20 protein-coding genes are annotated in these 17,721 nt (G+C 63.7%); 11 read left to right on the top strand and 9 right to left on the bottom strand.

Features of this window, described 5'->3' with window-relative positions; translation table 11 throughout:
- Nucleotides 1-49: 49 nt before the first annotated feature.
- Nucleotides 50-775, top strand: coding sequence for a dienelactone hydrolase family protein (locus ABD742_RS02310; RefSeq protein ID WP_234748789.1), 726 nt, complete (start codon nt 50-52; stop codon nt 773-775).
- Between the two features lie 116 nt (nt 776-891).
- Here ABD742_RS02310 and ABD742_RS02305 read toward each other — a convergent pair whose 3' ends face one another.
- Complete coding sequence (locus tag ABD742_RS02305; protein WP_234748788.1) at nt 892-2,370, bottom strand: amino acid permease; 1,479 nt, start codon at nt 2,368-2,370, stop codon at nt 892-894.
- Between the two features lie 201 nt (nt 2,371-2,571).
- On the opposite strand from ABD742_RS02305, the gene ABD742_RS02300 reads away from it, so the two are divergent.
- From ABD742_RS02300 to ABD742_RS02280, 5 genes are all read left to right on the top strand, one after another.
- The gene (locus tag ABD742_RS02300; protein WP_234748787.1) at nt 2,572-3,300 is read left to right on the top strand and encodes a CPBP family intramembrane glutamic endopeptidase; all 729 of its coding nucleotides are present in this window, start codon (nt 2,572-2,574) and stop codon (nt 3,298-3,300) included.
- Nucleotides 3,301-3,468: 168 nt separating this feature from the next.
- Nucleotides 3,469-3,906 carry a VOC family protein gene (locus ABD742_RS02295; protein ID WP_234748786.1) on the top strand — a complete coding sequence of 146 codons (438 nt, stop codon included), beginning with the start codon at nt 3,469-3,471 and terminating at the stop codon, nt 3,904-3,906.
- Nucleotides 3,907-3,927: 21 nt separating this feature from the next.
- Complete coding sequence (locus ABD742_RS02290; protein ID WP_234748785.1) at nt 3,928-4,881, top strand: 1,4-dihydroxy-2-naphthoyl-CoA synthase; 954 nt, start codon at nt 3,928-3,930, stop codon at nt 4,879-4,881.
- A gap of 9 nt (nt 4,882-4,890) precedes the next feature.
- Nucleotides 4,891-6,024 (top strand): AMP-binding protein, encoded by a 1,134-nt coding sequence (locus tag ABD742_RS02285; RefSeq protein ID WP_234748784.1) that lies wholly within the window; start codon nt 4,891-4,893, stop codon nt 6,022-6,024.
- 61 nt (nt 6,025-6,085) lie between these two features.
- Entirely contained in the window at nt 6,086-6,967 is an 882-nt protein-coding gene (locus ABD742_RS02280) for a 1,4-dihydroxy-2-naphthoate polyprenyltransferase (protein ID WP_234748783.1), read from the top strand.
- A 124-nt stretch (nt 6,968-7,091) separates the two neighbouring features.
- On the opposite strand, the gene ABD742_RS02275 is transcribed toward ABD742_RS02280, so the two are convergent.
- The gene (locus ABD742_RS02275) at nt 7,092-7,400 is read right to left on the bottom strand and encodes a DUF4229 domain-containing protein (protein ID WP_234748782.1); all 309 of its coding nucleotides are present in this window, start codon (nt 7,398-7,400) and stop codon (nt 7,092-7,094) included.
- A gap of 81 nt (nt 7,401-7,481) precedes the next feature.
- Here ABD742_RS02275 and ABD742_RS02270 point away from each other — a divergent pair, with 81 nt between their 5' ends.
- Nucleotides 7,482-7,859 carry a PLD nuclease N-terminal domain-containing protein gene (locus ABD742_RS02270; RefSeq protein WP_234748781.1) on the top strand — a complete coding sequence of 126 codons (378 nt, stop codon included), beginning with the start codon at nt 7,482-7,484 and terminating at the stop codon, nt 7,857-7,859.
- A 158-nt stretch (nt 7,860-8,017) separates the two neighbouring features.
- Here the strand turns inward: ABD742_RS02270 and ccsB are convergent, their stop codons facing one another.
- Genes ccsB through ABD742_RS02245 form a run of 5 tightly spaced genes read right to left on the bottom strand, consistent with a single transcriptional unit; the run spans nt 8,018 to nt 12,906 of the window.
- Nucleotides 8,018-9,082 (bottom strand): c-type cytochrome biogenesis protein CcsB, encoded by a 1,065-nt coding sequence (gene ccsB, locus ABD742_RS02265; RefSeq protein ID WP_234748780.1) that lies wholly within the window; start codon nt 9,080-9,082, stop codon nt 8,018-8,020.
- Nucleotides 9,082-10,821, bottom strand: coding sequence for a cytochrome c biogenesis protein ResB (gene resB, locus ABD742_RS02260; RefSeq protein ID WP_234748779.1), 1,740 nt, complete (start codon nt 10,819-10,821; stop codon nt 9,082-9,084). The genes ccsB and resB overlap by 1 nt, the downstream gene beginning before the upstream one ends.
- Entirely contained in the window at nt 10,821-11,576 is a 756-nt protein-coding gene (locus ABD742_RS02255) for a cytochrome c biogenesis CcdA family protein (RefSeq protein WP_234748778.1), read from the bottom strand. Before ABD742_RS02255 ends, resB begins: the two co-directional genes overlap by 1 nt.
- Nucleotides 11,577-11,590: 14 nt before the next feature.
- Nucleotides 11,591-12,241: a TlpA family protein disulfide reductase gene (locus ABD742_RS02250; RefSeq protein WP_372460883.1), complete on the bottom strand. Its 651-nt coding sequence runs from the start codon at nt 12,239-12,241 to the stop codon at nt 11,591-11,593.
- Nucleotides 12,242-12,243: 2 nt separating this feature from the next.
- Nucleotides 12,244-12,906, bottom strand: a complete 663-nt coding sequence (locus tag ABD742_RS02245; protein ID WP_234748777.1) for a histidine phosphatase family protein — start codon at nt 12,904-12,906, stop codon at nt 12,244-12,246.
- Between the two features lie 203 nt (nt 12,907-13,109).
- On the opposite strand from ABD742_RS02245, the gene ABD742_RS02240 reads away from it, so the two are divergent.
- The 3 genes from ABD742_RS02240 to ABD742_RS02230 all read left to right on the top strand — a co-directional run bounded on the left by ABD742_RS02240 (nt 13,110) and on the right by ABD742_RS02230 (nt 15,560).
- On the top strand, nt 13,110-13,658 hold the full coding sequence (locus ABD742_RS02240) for a YceI family protein (protein WP_234748776.1): 549 nt from the start codon (nt 13,110-13,112) through the stop codon (nt 13,656-13,658).
- Between the two features lie 183 nt (nt 13,659-13,841).
- Nucleotides 13,842-14,504: a hypothetical protein gene (locus tag ABD742_RS02235; protein WP_234748775.1), complete on the top strand. Its 663-nt coding sequence runs from the start codon at nt 13,842-13,844 to the stop codon at nt 14,502-14,504.
- A gap of 234 nt (nt 14,505-14,738) precedes the next feature.
- A complete protein-coding gene (locus ABD742_RS02230; protein ID WP_234748774.1) occupies nt 14,739-15,560 on the top strand; it encodes a hypothetical protein in 822 nt (273 codons plus the stop codon).
- A gap of 71 nt (nt 15,561-15,631) precedes the next feature.
- On the opposite strand, the gene ABD742_RS02225 is transcribed toward ABD742_RS02230, so the two are convergent.
- A complete protein-coding gene (locus ABD742_RS02225) occupies nt 15,632-16,339 on the bottom strand; it encodes a redox-sensing transcriptional repressor Rex (protein WP_268818795.1) in 708 nt (235 codons plus the stop codon).
- A 51-nt stretch (nt 16,340-16,390) separates the two neighbouring features.
- Entirely contained in the window at nt 16,391-16,645 is a 255-nt protein-coding gene (locus ABD742_RS02220; RefSeq protein WP_234748772.1) for a glutaredoxin family protein, read from the bottom strand.
- A gap of 77 nt (nt 16,646-16,722) precedes the next feature.
- Here ABD742_RS02220 and ABD742_RS02215 point away from each other — a divergent pair, with 77 nt between their 5' ends.
- Nucleotides 16,723-17,541 (top strand): HAD family hydrolase, encoded by an 819-nt coding sequence (locus ABD742_RS02215; protein ID WP_234748771.1) that lies wholly within the window; start codon nt 16,723-16,725, stop codon nt 17,539-17,541.
- Nucleotides 17,542-17,721 lie beyond the last annotated feature (180 nt).

Here is a 17,721-nt window from a genome sequence, read left to right as displayed (position 1 = left end):
CACTGGGCCTACGCCGCAATCGGATCGGCCAACGAAAGGCTTCCTCACCATGGTGCACATTGACTTGAGCGCGGACAGTGCGGCGGCCGGAGGCTCGCGGACCCTGCAGGGGTACTTGGCCGAGCCCGACGGCGAAGGTCCGTTTCCCGGCGTCGTGCTTATCCATGAAGCCTTTGGGCTCGACGACATGATGCGGCGGCACACAGACAGGCTCGCCTCGGCCGGTTACTTGACGCTCGCCGTCGATCTCTATAGCGACGGCGGCGCGAGGCGCTGCCTCGTGGCGACCATGCGCTCCCTGATGTCGGGCACGGGCCGGGCATTTACGGATGTGTCCACGGCACGTTCCTGGCTCCGCAGCGATGTCCGGTGCACTGGAAAAGTGGGGGTCATCGGTTTCTGCATGGGAGGCGCCTTCGCCCTGCTCGCGGCCCACGACGACTTCGACGCGGCCTCCGTGAACTACGGCCAATTGCCACGGCACCTGGAGCAGGCTTTGGCGGGCGCTTGCCCGGTGGTGGCCAACTATGGAGGCAAGGACCGGACGTTGCGGGGAGCGGCCGCGAAGTTGGAGGCTGCGTTGACGAACCTTGGGATCGAGCACGACGTCAAGGAGTTCCCGACGGCGGGCCACGCCTTCATGAACGACGTTCCGGTCGGGCCCCGGCCACTGCGGCCGTTGATGCGGGTGATGGGCATCAAACCCGATCCGGCTGCGGCTCCGGAAGGCTGGCAGCGGATCGAGGACCACTTCGCGAAGCACCTGAGGGACTAGCGGCTGAACAGAGTACGACGGCGGGCGCCCCCGGAGCGGGAGGCGCCCGCCGTCGTGTGGGCCCACGCCGCCAGGGTTCCCTGGCCGAGCTTGCGAGGCGAGGGTGGCGGTGGGGACTAGCTAAACAGCTCGCTCTTCGGCTCGTTGTTCTTGACCTTCTGCCAGCCGAGCCACAGCACCAAGGCGAAGAACGGAATCGTGGCCAGGGTCCAGAGGCCCAGGAGGAACACCTCGCCCGTGGCCTTGTCCGTCATAGTGTCCATGCCGATCAGCACGGTGATGGCCAAGAGGGCGATCAGGCCAACCCAGCTGGTCCACGGCGAACCCGGCATCGGCAGGCTGGAAACGTTGCCCTTCTTCTTGCGCAGCGCGATCTGGCTGGCGAAAATCGAGCCCCATGTGAAGATGACGCCGATCGAGGCCGTGTTCAGAGCGAGGTCGAAGGCGTGCGAACCGCCCAACCAGATGTTGAGCAGGATGCCCACGAGGTACACGGCGCCGATTGCCAGGATGGCCGCGTACGGCACGTGGCGGGTGGACATCTTGGTGAGCCATTTGGGGGCATGTCCGTTGTTGGCCATGGTGCGGAAGATGCGGCCGATCGAGTACAGGCCGGAGTTGCACGAGGACAGCGCGGCGGTGATGACGACCATGTTCATGACGTCGCCCATCCAGGGCAAGCCCATCTGGCCGAAGACCGTGACGAACGGGGAGGTTCCCGCGTGGTACTGGTCCGAAGGCAGGAGCATCGCCAGCAGCATGACGGAACCGACGTAGAAAACCACAATGCGGACCACGACGGCGCGGATCGCCTTGGGCACTTCGCGTTCCGGGTTCTGCATCTCGCCAGCGGTAATGCCGACCAGTTCGATGGCGTTGTAAGCGAAGATCACGGCGTTGAGGACCAGGATCATCACCAGGCCGCCCTTGGGGAACATTCCGCCGTCGGCAGCGAAGAGGTTCCCCACGGAAGCGTGGCCGGTGCCGACCTGCGCGTTCGTGACCACCATGAAGGTGCCCACGGCCAGGAAGATCAGGATCGCGGCCACCTTGAGGCAGGAAGCCCAGAATTCGAACTCGCCGAAGGCCTTGACGCTGAACAGGTTCACGGCCACAAGCAGCACCAGCGCGGCGATGGCGGACAGTTCAACGGGAACGTTCGGGAAGAAGAACTGGAAGTACAGGCCGATGGCAATGAGTTCGGCGATGCCCGTCATGGCCCAGTTGATGAAGTACATCCAACCGGAGAGGAAGGCACCCTTTTTGCCGAACATCTCACCGGCGTAGCTGACAAAAGAGCCGGAGGTCTGGCGGTACATGATCAGTTCGCCGAGGGCCCGCATCAGCAGGTAGGCGATGACGCCGGCAATGGCGTACGAGAAGATCAGGGCCGGGCCGGTGGAGGCAAGGCGTCCACCGGCACCCATGAAGAGGCCGACGCCGATCGCACCGCCCATCGCGATCATGGTGACGTGGCGGCGGCTCAGGGTCTTCTGGTAGCCCTCGGCGCTGAGGTTTTCGGAAGTTGTAGAGGTACTGGGCGCAGCCAGGGTTCCCGGCTCACGCTGAAGGTCGGTTGTGGTGTTTTGAGGCACAGCTGTTCCTTGTGGGTTGAGGAGATGCCGGCCCTGGCTTCACGCGCATCGGCACAAGCAATTCGAGCTTTCACCCTGTTGGCGAGTCGAATCAGTAGCGAAAACACGGAAGCGTCGAAGGTAAATCCGGCAAAACCATCCTACCCGGTGATTTCGGCGGAGCGTGACGCGGGCAACAAACAGGGGCGTTACGCTGGACATATGGGCACCATTCCGTCAGCCGGCAGGCTATACCGTTTCACGGGCTTGGACGCTGCGGCTTTCGGACTCTATGTGTCATTGGCGGCCGTTCTGAGCCTCGCCACCGCCCCGGTGACGACTTTCGTGCAGCGGATCTTTCCCGATCCGGCAATCGCCGTCTTCGCCATCAACCTCGCTTTCTACGCTTCGGTCGGCCTGTTCGCGGTTGCGGCTGCGTGGCGCGTCATAGCCCGCGACCTCCTGATCCTGGCCACCCGTCCGTGGTTCACGCTTGCCATGATTCCGCTGTCCATCGTGGCGATGCTGGTGATCACCGCCATCCTGGTGACGGTTACCGGCTCGGCCAAGTCGTCGCAAAACCAACTGGGCTTGCAGTCCCTCGTGCTGCAACTGCCGGCTTGGTTCGTGGTGCCTTTGCTGGTGGTGCTGGGTCCCTTCGTGGAGGAATACCTGTTCCGGCACCTGCTCATCGGCAAGCTGTCCCGTCGTGTCAACATTTGGCTCTGTTGCGCCCTGTCCGTGCTTTGCTTCGCCGCCATCCACGTCGTGGGACGTGAAGGCCTGGTACTTCCCGCCCTGGCCCCGTACCTCGGAATGGGCGTTGTCCTGGTGGCCGTCTACGTCTGGACAGGCAAGAACGTGATGTTCTCCTACTTCGTTCACGCCGCCAAGAACCTGTTGGCGGTCGTGCTGATCTACGCGATCCCGCCGCAACTCCTGGGCGGCTGACCCAACCCACCTAGCCCACCCAACCTGCCTAGCCCACCCAACTAACTCGCAGTAGATGTCGTTTTCAGGCCGCTAAGCGACAACAAATGCGAGTCAGTTGGGAAACCCGGACCGGAACTGTCCGCTAGGCTCTTCCCCGGCCACGCGCCGTCGTCGTAGGTTCAGTCCATGGCACTGAACTTTCAGGTAGTGATCGACTGCAAGAATCCGCACGTCCTCGCCGATTGGTGGGCCGAGACGCTCGAGTGGATCGTGGAGCCCCAGGACGAAGCGTTCATCCGGTCCATGGTCGATCAAGGCTTTGCCACGGAGGCTGAAACGACCACCCACAACGGCAACCTGGTGTGGAAGGACGGCGCGGCCATCGGCCCCGAAGAAGACCAGGACAAGGACGCCCGCCGCCGCTTCCTGTTCCAGACCGTTCCGGAGGACAAGACCGTCAAGAACCGGGTTCACTGGGACGTGCGCCTCAACGGACAGGACAAGGACGAAGTCCGCGCCACATTGGAAGCGCGCGGCGCGAAATACCTCTGGACGGCCAAGCAAGGGCCGCACGAATGGCACACCATGGCGGATCCCGAAGGCAACGAGTTCTGCATCAGCTGAGCGGATTACTAGACTCTGAGGGTGAGCAACGACTTCCCCGCCAAGGTATCCGACGTCTTTGACCCGTCGCGCTGGCGCACCGTGTCCGGTTTCGACGATTTCCAGGACATGACGTACCACCGGCAGGTCGAGCGGGACGCCGACGGAAAAGTGACGAGGGACGTTCCGACGGTCCGGATTGCCTTCAACCGCCCGGAGGTCCGCAACGCCTTCCGTCCCGGCACCGTTGACGAGCTCTACCGCGCCATGGACCACGCCCGGATGACTCCGGATGTCGCCACAGTGCTCCTCACCGGAAACGGTCCCTCCCCCAAGGACGGCGGCCATTCCTTCTGTTCCGGCGGTGACCAGCGGATCCGCGGACGAGACGGGTACCGGTACGCCGACGGCGAGACGCAGGAGAGCATCGACCCCGCCCGGGCCGGCCGCTTGCACATCCTGGAAGTCCAGCGGCTCATGCGGACCATGCCTAAGGTGGTCATCGCGGTCGTGAACGGCTGGGCCGCAGGTGGCGGGCACTCGCTGCACGTTGTCTCTGACCTCACCATCGCCTCCCGCGAGCACGGCAAGTTCAAGCAGACCGACGCCACCGTGGGAAGTTTCGACGCCGGCTACGGCTCGGCGCTGCTCGCCCGCCAGATCGGGCAGAAAGCCGCCCGCGAGATCTTCTTCCTGGCCCGTGAATATTCCGCGGAGGACATGGTGCGCATGGGTGCAGTCAACGAAGCCGTGGACCACGAGCGCCTCGAGGAGGTTGCCTTGGAGTACGCGGCGGACATCGCGCGCCAATCCCCGCAAGCCATCCGCATGCTCAAGTTCGCCTTCAACCTCGCCGACGACGGCCTGGCCGGCCAGCAGGTGTTCGCCGGGGAGGCCACGCGCCTGGCATACATGACGGACGAAGCCGTCGAGGGCAAGGAAGCCTTCCTCGAGAAGCGCGATCCGGACTGGTCCAACTTCCCTTACTACTTCTAGGACTCGCCCGTGAACATCGATCCCGTTCTCAAAGCCCTCGCCGCCGCCCTCCACGACGAGGGACCCGCCGTCGAAATCTTCGTCCCGGAGGACGGCACCCCGGTGGCGGTCCCCGTTGAGACGCCCGGTTTCGATGACGCCGCGGTAGTGGTCCGCACCTCCGGTTCCACCGGTACGCCCAAGGCCACGGTGCTCACGGTCGACGAGCTCGCTGCTTCTTCCATGGCCACGGCCATCGCGCTCCGGGGCGAGGGCCAATGGCTTCTGGCCCTGCCGCTGCAATACGTCGCCGGGGTCCAGGTGTTGGTCCGCTCCCTCTTCGCGGGCACGCGTCCGTGGGCCATGGACCTCTCGAACGGCTTCACTCCCGAGGCCTTCACCTCCGGCGCCGAAGAGCTGACCGACACGATCCGCTTCACCTCCTTGGTGCCGACGCAGCTGCAGCGGCTCCTGGACTCGCCCTCGCCGCAGACCCTCGCGATGCTTCGCCGCTTCAATGCCATCCTTCTGGGCGGCGCGCCCGCGCCCGCGCCGCTGCTGGACGCCGCCAGGGAGGCCGGGCTGAAGGTCGTGACCACCTATGGCTCGGCTGAGACGTGCGGCGGTTGCGTGTACGACGGAAGGCCGCTTGAGGGCGTCCAGGTCATGCTCGACGACGACGGCCGGGTCCTCCTGGGCGGCGACACCGTGGCTTCCGGTTACCTGGACGCGCCCGAGGCGACTGCCGAAGCGTTCTTCGAGGAGGACGGCACCCGCTGGTACCGCACCAACGATCTTGGCGAGCTCGCCGCCGACGGTACGCTCACTGTGCTGGGACGCGCCGACGACGTCATCATCACCGGCGGCGTCAAAGCCTCCGCCGCGTTCATCCAGGCTGAGCTTGAAAAGTTCGACGGCGTCACGGCGGCTTTCGTGGCCGGGGTGCCTTCCCGGGAGTGGGGCCAGGCGGTGGCAGCGTATGTTGCCGTCGAGGACAGCTCCCCGGAAAGCATCGCAGACTACAAGGCCCACTGCCAGGAATCGCTAGGGACCCTCGCTCCGAAAACAGTGCTGACCACGGATGGACTCATCATGCTCCCTAATGGAAAGCCGGACCGGCTGGCGATGATCGAGCTTCTCACCGAGGTGCATCAGGGAGAATAGACACGTTCTCCCCGACCGTCATTTGCCTTCCCCCAACGCGAAACAACACGAGGTACTGAACGTGGCAACAGCTGCACAATGGATTCAAGGCGCCCGCCTGCGCACCCTGCCGGCAGCGATCGCGCCGGTGCTGATCGGCACAGCGTCCGCCTACGAGCTTCAATCTTTCCGGCTCTTGAATGCCATCCTCGCCGCCCTCGTGGCGCTGCTCCTGCAGATCGGGGTCAACTACGCCAACGACTACTCGGACGGCATCCGCGGCACCGATGAGGACCGCGTGGGTCCGCTCCGGCTGGTCGGTTCCGGCGCGGCACGCCCCGACCACGTCAAGTGGGCCGCCTTCGGAGCCTTCGGCCTGGCCATGATTTTCGGCCTGGTCCTGGTGATCATCACGCAGAGCTGGTGGCTGATCCTGGTGGGAATCGGCTGCGTCCTTGCTGCCTGGGGGTACACCGGCGGCAAGAACCCGTACGGCTACATGGGCTTTGGCGACCTGTTCGTGTTTGTCTTCTTCGGCCTGGTGGCAACGCTGGGCACCACCTACACGCAGGCCGGGCAAGTGAGCCTTCCGGCCATCATCGGCGCCATTGGCACAGGATTGATCGCCTGCGCCCTGCTGATGGCCAACAATGTGCGCGACATCCCCACGGACATGGTGGCGGGCAAGCGGACACTGGCCGTGCGGCTGGGCGACCGCCATGCCCGCGAGAGCTACGTCCTGATGCTGGCAGTCGCGATCCTATTGGTGGTGGTGTTGGCGCCTACCAAGCCCTGGATGCTTATAGTGCTGCTGCTGATCCCCGCCTGCCTCATGCCGGCCTGGCTCATGGTCAACGGCAGGAAGCGCAAGAGCCTCATTCCGGTGCTCAAGCAGACCGGACTGATCAATCTCGGCTACAGCGTGCTGTTCTCGCTGGGCCTCGTCCTGAGCCACGGCTTCTAACCCTCGCTCACATATAGCCCGGTTTTCCCGAACCCTCGCTCAGTCATGTGAGCGAGCGTCCTCCCCCCTAACCCTCGCTCACATATAGGCCGGTTTTCCCGAACCCTCGCTCAGCTTTGAGTTTCTAGGATTCCTTGGGGCGTCGGTCGTTCTCGACCGTTACCGCAGGGTTTTCATCGACCAGCCGGTCCTCGATCGAGGCATCTTCAATCTCCAACGCAGAGCGGATGGGCTTGGCCCGCCCGGAGAAACGTTCGCGCATAGCAGCAGTGGCGGCGTCGCGCTGCTTCTGGAAGAACAGGTAGCTGACGGCGAACGCGATGAGGCCCGCGAAAATCGCTGCCAGGAACAAACCCGTCTGAAGGAGGGCGAAGAGGACGAAGAGCGGTACGAAGATCGCCAGGCGGATCAGGGAGTATTTGAGGAAAGCCACGGATCAAGTTTAGCCTCACAGCCTGATTGCACCCTGATCGCACAGCTATCGTTGGACCCGGCGGCGACTAGACTTGACGGTATGCTCCGCGTTGTTGCAGTTGTCGCCGTCCTGCTCGTGTTCGTCTATGGGCTGGTGGACGTCATCCGCACCGACCGCCGCTCTACCCGGGGAATTTCCAAAACCGCATGGATTGTCGTGATGATCCTGCTGCCGGTTCTCGGCGCGGTCCTCTGGTTCCTTATCGGCCGTCCCTACAACATCCGGCCCACCCCGCAGCCCACGAGCCACCCCACCGCCCCCGACGACGACCCCGACTTTCTCCGCAACCTGGAGGTCCGCCGTCGCAACCAGGCCGAAGCCGAACGGCTGAAGAAGCTCAAGGCCGAACTCGAAGCCAAGGAACGCAAGCTCAAGGGCGAGACCAAGGCTGACGACAGCGGCGACGTCAACAGCTGAGACCCGAGGAGACTCCCTTCCTGACCTCTTTTGAAACGCGAACGACGGCGACACGCCCGCAAGTGCGGAGTGTCGCCGTCGGCGTTAATCCAAAAAGGGTCAGAACGGCAAGGCGCTGATGCCCGCGGACCCGGCCCGCGGGCATCAGCGCCTTGAACTTACTGCGAGAGCCCCGAGTACGAGTGCAGTCCGTTGAAGAACACGTTGACCACGGTGAAGTTGAAGATCACGCACAGGTAGCCCGCAATCGACAACCAGGCCGCGCGGGTTCCCGTCCAGCCGCGGGTGGCGCGTGCGTGCAGGTAGCCGGCGTAGACCACCCAGATTACGAAGGTCCAGACTTCCTTGGTGTCCCAGCCCCAGAAGCGGCCCCAGGCTTTCTCGGCCCAGATCGCGCCGAACATGAGGGTGAAGGTCCAGCCCACGAATCCCACGGTGTTGATGCGGTAGGACAGGTTCTCCAGGCTCAACGCGTTCGGCACGAGGCGCATGAAGCCCAGCTTGTCCACGCCGCCCGCCGCCAGGGTTTTCTGCCGGTGCGATTGCAGCAACTGCAGGGCTGACATGGCGAACGTCAAGGTGAACAGGGAAGCCGACATCACGGCGATGGAGACGTGGATGACCAGCCAGTAGCTTTGGAGTGCCGGAACCAAGTGGCCTACCGGGGTCCAATAGGTCACCGACGCTGCCACCATCATGATCACGGCGAGGCCCAGCACGAAGGTGCCCAGGAAGCGCAGGTCGCGGCGGATCAGCGAGAGCAGGAAGACTGCCACCACCAGGAAAGCACCGGTGGTCAGGAACTCGTACATGTTGCCCCACGGCACGCGGCCTGCGCCGACCGCACGGGTGATGACTCCGGCACCATGGACTGCCACGCCGATGATCGCGACTGCCACCGCCGCGCGGGCGGGAATGCGGCGCTCGGCGGCGTACTTCATGTCACCGCCGGCGGTCTGGTTGACGGAGGTGATCGCCGACGTCGGGCGCTCGGTACGGCCGGCAGGTCCCCCGACGTCGTTTCCACCGGCACGCCCGGCGGCGACCGGAACCTTGACTTCGGCTGCCACCGAAGAGGCCGCTTTGAGGTCCACTGCCTTCAGCATTTTGCTGCTCTTGGCGAGGTCCCACGCGAAAGCGACGAACGCCACCGTGTAGGTGCCGGCCGCGAGCAGCATGAAAAGCTCGCTGTATTGGCCCATGGTTTCGTTGATGGGGAACATTACTGGTCCTTCGAGGTTGAGGAAGAAACGGTGTCGGTGGACTGCTCTGTGGTGAGCAGCCATTCTCGTTGCAGCAGTTCGCGGATCGCGGCAGCTTCGCCGGCCAGCCTGTGGTCCTCGCCGCGGGCAAGGAGACCATACTCCACCATTGTGCGCCCGTCGTCATGGGTTCCGGTCCGGACCCAGACGCGGCGTCGGTTCAGGTAGAGGGAGAGAATCAGTCCGGCGACCGCCAACAGGGCGAACACGAGCGCGGTGGCCTGGCCCGGATTGTGGTGGATGTCGACGCCAACGTACTTCTTGACGCCGTCAAAGGTGATGCTGCCCTTGCCGTTCGGAAGCGTGTAGGTGCCTCCCGGGGCAATTGCGATGGCCTTGTCCGCCATGCCGCGGCCATTGAGCGGGGTCAGCTTGGCTACGTCGAGTTCGAAGACGTTCTGCGGGGTGCCCTTGTTCAGGCCGAGGTCGCCATAGTACGAGTTCAGGTTCAACTGGGGGTTGATGAGTGAGGGATCGCCGCTGTAGGCGAGACCCTTGTCCGTCACCATGGCGGTGGGAAGGAAAAACCCCGCGAAACCGAGCTGATCGGGCTTGGCATCGGGAACCTTGATGACCACCGAGGAGTAATAGTTGTCACCTTGCAACTTGGCCACTACAGGTCCCTGCATCGCGACGTTGCCGGCGCCGTCCCGGACGGTGACGACGGGAGCGTAGCCGTTGCCCGTCAGGTAGATGCTGGTATCGCCAAGTGACACGGGATCGTTGACCTTGAGGACCTGCTTCTTGGCAGGCGCGTCCGGGGTGTCCTTGGTGGTGACGTCGGCCGTGAAGTCGATGGGCTGGCCGAAGTGCGCCGGCGATTCCCGGTCGAACTGGACGTCGAACTTGTTCAGCTGGATGGAATACGGCTGCAGCCAGCTGCTCTGGAAGTTGGTGCCGGGGCTGAATTGGTCATAGCCCACCAAGGTGTTCACGAAGGTATCGCCTTCCACCAGGATCCGCTGGCCGCTGTAGCCGAACAGCCCGCCGACCGCCACCGAAACCAGCACTCCGATCAGCGAAGCGTGGAACACGAGGTTGCCCACTTCCTTGAGGAAGCCGCGCTCGGCACCCAAGGAAGGCATGGCGGCGTCGACGTCGCGTACCTCCACACGGTAGCCGCGCTTCTTCAGCACCGCGGCGGCGTCCGAGATAGCCTTCGACGCCGGGATCCCGGCGTCGGCGGGCAGCACAAGCGTGCCGTACTCCGGGAGGCGGGACAGGCGCTTCGGGGTCCGCGGCGGCTGGGAGCGCATCGCCTTGTAGTGGGCGATGGCCCGTGGCGTGACACAACCGATCAGGGAGATAAACAGAAGAATGTATATCGCCGAGAACCAGGCAGAGGAGTACACGTCGTAGAGCTGCACGGAGTCCAGGAGCTTGCCGTAGTCCGGGTGGTCGCTGATGTACTGCGTCACGATCGAAGGGTTCGCCGGGCGCTGCGGGAACAGCGATCCGGGAACTGCCGCGACGGCCAGGAGAAGCAGCAGGAACAGCGCTGTGCGCATGCTGGTCAGCTGGGTCCAGGCCCAGCGCAGCATGCCTACGATGCCCAGGACCGGCAGTGCCGCTTCGGCCTTGGCCTTGTCGATCGCCTTGTCGATCGCCTTGTCATTCGCCTTGTCAGCTGCGTTGTCAGCTTCCGCGGATTCGCTGGCGGACTTGTTTGACTTCTTTTTACCTTGCACGGGCTCGCTCATCAGATCGGCAACTTCACATCGGTTTGGAACCAGTACTGGAGCCCGGTTACCCAGGCGCCCCACACTCCCGTGGCCATCAGGATTCCCAGGAGGATCAGGATGCCCCCGCCCATCCGCTGGATCGCGAGGCGATGCTTGCGGAAGAAGGACATCACACCCATCCCCCGGCGGACTGCCAGGGCTATCAACAGGAAGGGAATGCCAAGGCCAAGACTATAGACAAACGCCAGGAGAGCCCCCTTTGCCGCGGACGATCCCCCGGAAAGGCTCAGCAACTGGACGGCGGAATAGGTGGGACCAATACAGGGCGCCCAGCCGAGTCCGAACGTGATGCCCAGCAACGGCGCACCCCACAGTCCGGCAGGCGGCTTGGCATGGATTTTGGCGTCGCGCTGCAACCACCCGAAGCCACCCAGGAAGACGACGCCCATGATGATCACCAGTACGCCCAGCAATTGCGTGATCCACGCGTTCTGCGGACCGGTGATGAGGGTCCCCAGTTGACCGAAGGCACCACCGAGCAGGACAAAAATTACGGAGAATCCGAGGACGAACAGGCCGATTCCCGCGAGCATGCGCCCGCGCCTTTGCTTCTGGAGGTCGACGCCGGTCAGCCCGGTCACGTAGCCAAGGTAGCCAGGTACCAGGGGCAGGACGCAAGGCGACAGGAAGGACACGAGTCCGGCCAGCAAAGCCACGGGGATGGCCAGCAGCAAGGAACCGCTCAGGATGGTCTCGGCGAAAGGGCTGTTCACGCTGTCGGGGCCACCTACTCGGCAACCGCGGTGGTGATGAGCGCCTTGAGCGTGCTCTTATCGATCTCGCCCAGGACGCGGGCGGCAACCTTGCCTTCTTTGTCCAGCACCAGCGTGGTCGGCACCGCACCCGGAGGCACAATGCCGGAGACAGACAGCAGCACGGCGCCGTCTTTGTCGTTGAAGCTGGGGTACGTGAGGTTGAACGTCTTGTCGAACGCGTCCGCCGTCGCCTTCTCGTCCCGGAGGTTCACACCGTAGAACTGGACACCTTTGGGCTTGAACTCCTGGTGCAGTTCCTCAAGAATCGGCGCTTCAACCCGGCACGGCGCACACGCGGCGAACCAGAAGTTGAGGACGGTCACCTTGCCGAGCAGGTCCTGCGGGGTCACGGCAGTTCCGTCGAACAAAGTGCCTTTGATCCCGACGGCGGCCTTGCGGTCCGCTTTGGCGAATTCGGTCACCGAGCCGTCCCCGGCGACGTAGTTCTTGTTGTCGCCGGCTTTGGCCTGCTGGGCCAGGGCATCTTCCTGGGCACAGGCGGACAGGCCCATGGTCAATGCAGAAAGTGCCACGCCCCCGACGGCGAGGAAACTGCGGCGCGAGGTCAAGGTTGCATTGGCCTTCTGGCCGCTGGTCTTGCGGCTGGTGATATTGCGGTCCATTGTCATGCTCCAGGGGTCCTCGCGGCACCGGGCAGCAGTACGGCGGCGGGTTCGCTGTACTCCACCCGCGCAACCTTGCCGTCGTCGAACACGATGGAAGTCAGGGACGTCAGAGTGCACTCGCGTTTGCGCGGATCGTGCCACAAAGGGCGGCCCTCCGCGCTGAGGCGCGTGGCGTAGATGGGGAGCTGGTGGCTGACGAGGATGGCTTCGGCGCCATCGCCGCCGAGTTCGATCGCCTTCAGCCGGGCGTCCTCGACGGCGGCACGCATGCGGGTGACCTGGTCCTGGTAAGACTCGCCCCAGGACGGACGCAGCGGGTTGCGGTACTCGCGCCAGTGCTTGGGCTTGATGAATTCGGAGATGTTGGCCCTGAGCCCTTCGAAGTGGTTCTCCGCCTCGATGATCCGCGGTTCCGTGTGGATCTGGAGGTCCAGCGCCTGCGAAGCGGGAAGCGCGGTTTCCTGCGCGCGGGTCAACGGCGAGGAGACAAGGTAAACGATGTTGGCCCCCTGCGCGACACGGGCAGCGAAGTGGTCCGCGAGCATCTTGGCCATCTCGCGGCCGCGTTCGGAGAGGTGGAATTCAGGCAGTCTGCCGTACAGAATGCCGTCGGGATTGTAGACCTCGCCATGGCGGAGCAGATGGACAGTTGCTTGGGGCATGTTTACCAGTTTCTCAAAGAAGGCGGGCGATCTGAAATCTTCTACGTTTCGTAGAACTGAAAGTTTCTTCAGAATGTTCCCTGAAGGTGGAATAAAAGATGCATTTGCATGTTTATACTTGACACAAGGTTCGGTTGACACTTCAACTAAGTGCGGCCGAACGCCCGATGAAGCTACGATCACACCTTCCCAAGGAGAACCCCATGACTCTTCCCGCAAACGTCACCACCGGCGTCTGGACCCTCGACAACTCCCACAGCGAGATCGGCTTTACGGTCCGCCACGCAGGCATCAGCAAGGTCCGCGGCCAGTTCACCGAGGCCGAGGCCACCCTTGACCTTGGCAGCAGCCTGACCGACTCCAAGGTCGCCGCAACGATCCAGACCGCCAGCTTCGACTCGGGCGACGCCAACCGCGACGGCCACGTCAAGGGCGAGGACTTCTTCGATGTGGAGAAGTTCCCGGAAATCACTTTTGTCTCCCGCCACGTCAAGGCCAACGGCGACAGCTTCGACCTCGTGGGCGAGCTGACGATCAAGGGCGTCTCCCAAGAGGTCACCATCGAGACCGAGTTCAACGGCGTGGCCGTTGACCCGTTCGGCAACACCCGCGCAGGCGTCTCCGGTGAGACCACCATCAGCCGCAAGGACTTCGGCCTGACCTGGAACGCAGTGCTCGAGGCCGGCGGCGTGCTGGTCAGCGACAAGGTTGTCATCAACCTCGAACTGGCTTTCATCGCGCCTGCCGCCTGATCCACCGGTTTCCCGGACTGAATGGCGCCTCCGGGGCTGCACATAATCACGTGTGCAGCCCCGGAGGCGCCATTTTTTGCTTGCGGTGTCACCCGCCTATTGTTCGGGGAAAAGCCGATGCTTAGCGGCGAATTAGCCAAGAATTTCCTATGAATCCTTAAACCTCAGGTCTAAAGTGATGCCATGAGTAACCCAAACGAAGCTCCTCAGCCTCAACAGCCCGGGGCCCAGCCACCGCAGCCCGGCAACGTCCCTCCTGCGGGTTACCAGCCTCCGCAGGGATACCAAGCACCTCCTTCTTACCAAGCGCCCCCCTCCTACCAGCAGCCCGCCCCTGGAAACCAGCAGCCGGGCCAACCCGCCTATGGCATGCCAGCGGGTCCGAATAGCGCCCCGCCGGCAGGGCTGGGCTACGCGGCGCCGGCGCGGAACACTTTTGGACTCGACTTCAACAACGTCGCCCAGCGCTTTCGAGACACCACGGGAGTGCCGCAGCAGCTGACCATTTCCTACTGGTTGTGGGTCGCGGCTGCCGCTTTGGGTGTTCTTGCCAGCTTCATTAACATTTTCACGATGCGCAGCGTCTTCGGAGAGATGATGGTTGGCGCGGGCATTGTGGGCCTGATTTTCAGCCTGGTGTTCGCAGCCCTCTACATCTTCATTGCCATTCGGCTTAAAGAGGGCTCCCGCTGGGCGCGGCTTGTCCTGACCATCCTGGGAGCATTTGCCGTAATTTCCCTCTTGGTCCAGGTGGTTACCCTCAACCTCAACTTCATCGGATCGGCGGTAGCTGTCGCGGCCGCGGTGTTGATGTGGCTTCCGGAGTCCAGGAAGCACTTCGTCTAGCAACAACGCAGCACCCATGGCCGAAGGCCGCGGCAGGTCCCGGGAGGGCCCCGCGGCCTTCCGTTTGTCCTCGCACCATTCAGGGGAGATCCGCCGAAGCTTGTTTAGCGAGAATTCTTCCCGTGAATCATCACCAGCACTGTGCCGTCGGGGTACGGTGGAATTAAGCCGAGCTGGGGGCAGGGCACGTTGCACCCGGCAGCCGTATCTGCAGTCGACACGCAAAGGAATGCCATGAGCACCCCTCCGTACCCGCCGTCCACTCCCGGCGAGAATCCCACCCCTGAGGAGCCGAAATACGGGCAGCAGGCACCCCAGCAGGGTCAGCAGCCGCAATACGGCCAGCAAGCTCCGCAGTACGGCCAGCAGACGCCTCAGTACGGGCAGCAGGCACCGCAGCAGGGTCAGCAGCCCCCTTACGGCCAGCCTTCCGCGCCGCAATACGGACAGCTTTCCGCGCCCCAGTACGGGCAGCAGGCTCCGCAGTACGGCCAGCAGGCACCTCAGCAGCCGCAGTACGGCCAGCCTTCCGTCCCGCAGTACGGCCAGGGCGGACCGGTCATCTGGCCGAGCCAGCAGCCCGCCGCGACGTCGGGAGTCCCACAGCTGGTCACCATCTCCTTCTGGCTCATGCTTGCCGCCGGTTTGCTGACCTTGATCGGCATCCCCATCACCATCGCCGGGCTGAACTCGCCCGCGGGCAAGAGCATGATCGACCAGGCGTTGGCGGGGCAGGGGACCAACGCTTCAGGCCTGGACACAAACAGCGTCATCGGCATTGCTGTCACCTTCGTGGTTGTTTTCTCGGTGATCTTTGCCGGGCTCTACGCACTGGTTGCGTTCAATGTCCGCAAGGGGAAGAACTGGGCCCGAATCCTGGGCACGGTCTTTGCCGGAATTTCCCTGCTGGGCCTGACCCAGGTCGGGATGGGCACCATCACCATCCTCTTGGGCATCGCCGCGATCGTGCTGCTGTACTTGCCGGCCTCGGCGCCGTATTTCCGGAAAGCCCAGCCGTTCGCGAACCCCTATGGCCAGGCGCCTTACGGCCGCTAGGCCAGACGGCGAACGGCCACAGGGCCTATAGCCAAGAACAAAACCAACAACGGGCGCAGACCCGGCTTGGCCTAGAGGGCCTGGCGCGGAGTCTGCGCCCGTTGTGCGTGATACGCCAGGATTTGAAGCTCAGTTGCCATGTCCACCTTGCGCAGATTCACGTACGGCGGAACCTGCAACAGCACAGGAGCAAAGCTGAGGATGCTGCGGATACCCGCGCTGATCACGCGGTCGCAGACGTCCTGTGCCACCGCGGCCGGGAGGGCCAGGACAACCATGTTGGTGCCGGTCCGCTGAAGGACCGTTTCAAGATTGGCGGCGTCGCTGACCCGCAGCCAGCCGACTTCGTTCCCGATGATCATCGGATCGGCGTCGAGGATCGCCACCACGTCGAAACCGCGCGACTCGAATCCGCCGTACCGTGCCAAGGCTTTGCCAAGGTTGCCGGCGCCCACAATGGCCACTTTCCAGTCGTGGGTCAGGCCGAGCGCCGCCGCGATGTGCCGGCTCAAGTACTGGACCTCGTATCCCACGCCACGCGTTCCATAGGAGCCGACGTAGGAGAGGTCCTTGCGCAACGTGGACGAGCTGACTCCCGACGCCTCGGCCAGCGCCTCGGAGGAAACGCGTTCCACGCCTTCGCCCAGCAGGGAGTTCAGAGCGCGCAGATAAAGCGTCATCCGGGCCACAGCCGCGGGTGGTATCTGCTTCGCGGCAGAGTCCTTGTCCCCGGGTACAGCTTCGGCAGACGGTTCCAGCGCAGTCACGTTCTTCTCCATTGCGTCGCTTTGTTTTCCCACTCTATTGCCAACAAAGCTCTGCACGCATGTTCAGGCGGCGATGGCCTTCTTCAGGACCCGCACCAATCGTGCCTCATCGATTTTCCAGAAATCCCGCTGGATTCCGTCCACGAACACCACCGGGATCTCCTCGGCGTAGCGCTCGCGCAGTACCGGGTCAGTGTCGATCGACTGTTCCGTCCACGTGAGGCCAAGGCTTGAGGTCACGCGTTCGACGGCGTCACGCGCCGCGGCGCAAAGGTGGCAGTCAGCTTTGGTGAGGAGTACGACGTCGGGATTTGGCATGGTTCAACGGTATCGCTTCAGCGTCGGCACAACCGTCGCGAACGGCAGGGGGCCGGGCGATTGACTAGACTCAAGGCATGCCCGTCGAGAAGAACGCCGTTGTGGCCACCGCGCCGGCTGCAACGCAGCAACACGGCGAAGCCGCATTCTTCGACGTCGACAACACCCTCATGAAGGGTGCCAGCCTCTTCCACGTCGCCCGGAAGATGTATGAACGCAAGGCCTTCACGCTCTCCCAAGCCGCGGGCTTTGCCTGGAAGCAGTTCAAGTTCGTCCTGCGGGGCGAAAAAATGGAGGACGTCCATTCCGTCCGGGATTCCGCGCTGATCCTCGCGGCCGGTATCAAGGTGTCAGATATCAAGGAGCTGGGCGAAGAGGTCTACGACGAGATGATCGAGTCGCGGATCTGGCCTGGTACGAAGGCCCTGGCAGAACAGCATCTGCGTGTTGGCCGGAAGGTCTGGCTCGTGACCGCCACGCCCATCGAAGTTGCCACCGTCATTTCCACGCGCCTCGGCCTGACCGGCGCCCTGGGTACCGTGGGCGAAGTTGAAGATGGCGCCTACACGGGCCGGCTGGTGGGCGAGATCCTCCACGGGCCGGCCAAGGCCGTGGCTGTGCAGCGCGTAGCGGACGAAGAAGGCCTGGACCTGAAACGCTGCTGGGCGTACAGCGATTCACATAACGACATCCCGCTGCTCACTTTGGTGGGCCACCCGGTGTGCATCAATCCCGATGCCGGGCTGCGCCGCCATGCGCGGGAGAACAACTGGCCTGTTTACGACTTCCGTTCCGGCCGCCGGGCAGCGACGCTCGGCCTCAAAGCCGCGACCGTCGGTGGCGCCGTCTACGGTCTGTGGCGGGGTTTCTCCAAGTTCCGCAGCCCGAGGGCCTAACCCGCGCTCTTCCTGCGACACGCAAAGAGCTGCGCGACACAGAAAATCCCTGGCGACGCCTGTATTCAGGTGTCACCAGGGATTTTGCGCGTCGCCAGCCAATTTGCGCGTCGCGCGACGTCACCAACCCATCCCCGCACGCAAAAATGCCCGCCGCCTCGGGAGGCAACGGGCATTCAC

This window comes from Arthrobacter ramosus (genome assembly GCF_039535095.1).
Lineage (GTDB): Bacteria > Actinomycetota > Actinomycetes > Actinomycetales > Micrococcaceae > Arthrobacter > Arthrobacter ramosus.
Note: the sequence above shows the minus strand (reverse complement) of the source record. Positions and strands in the feature narration are given on the sequence as shown.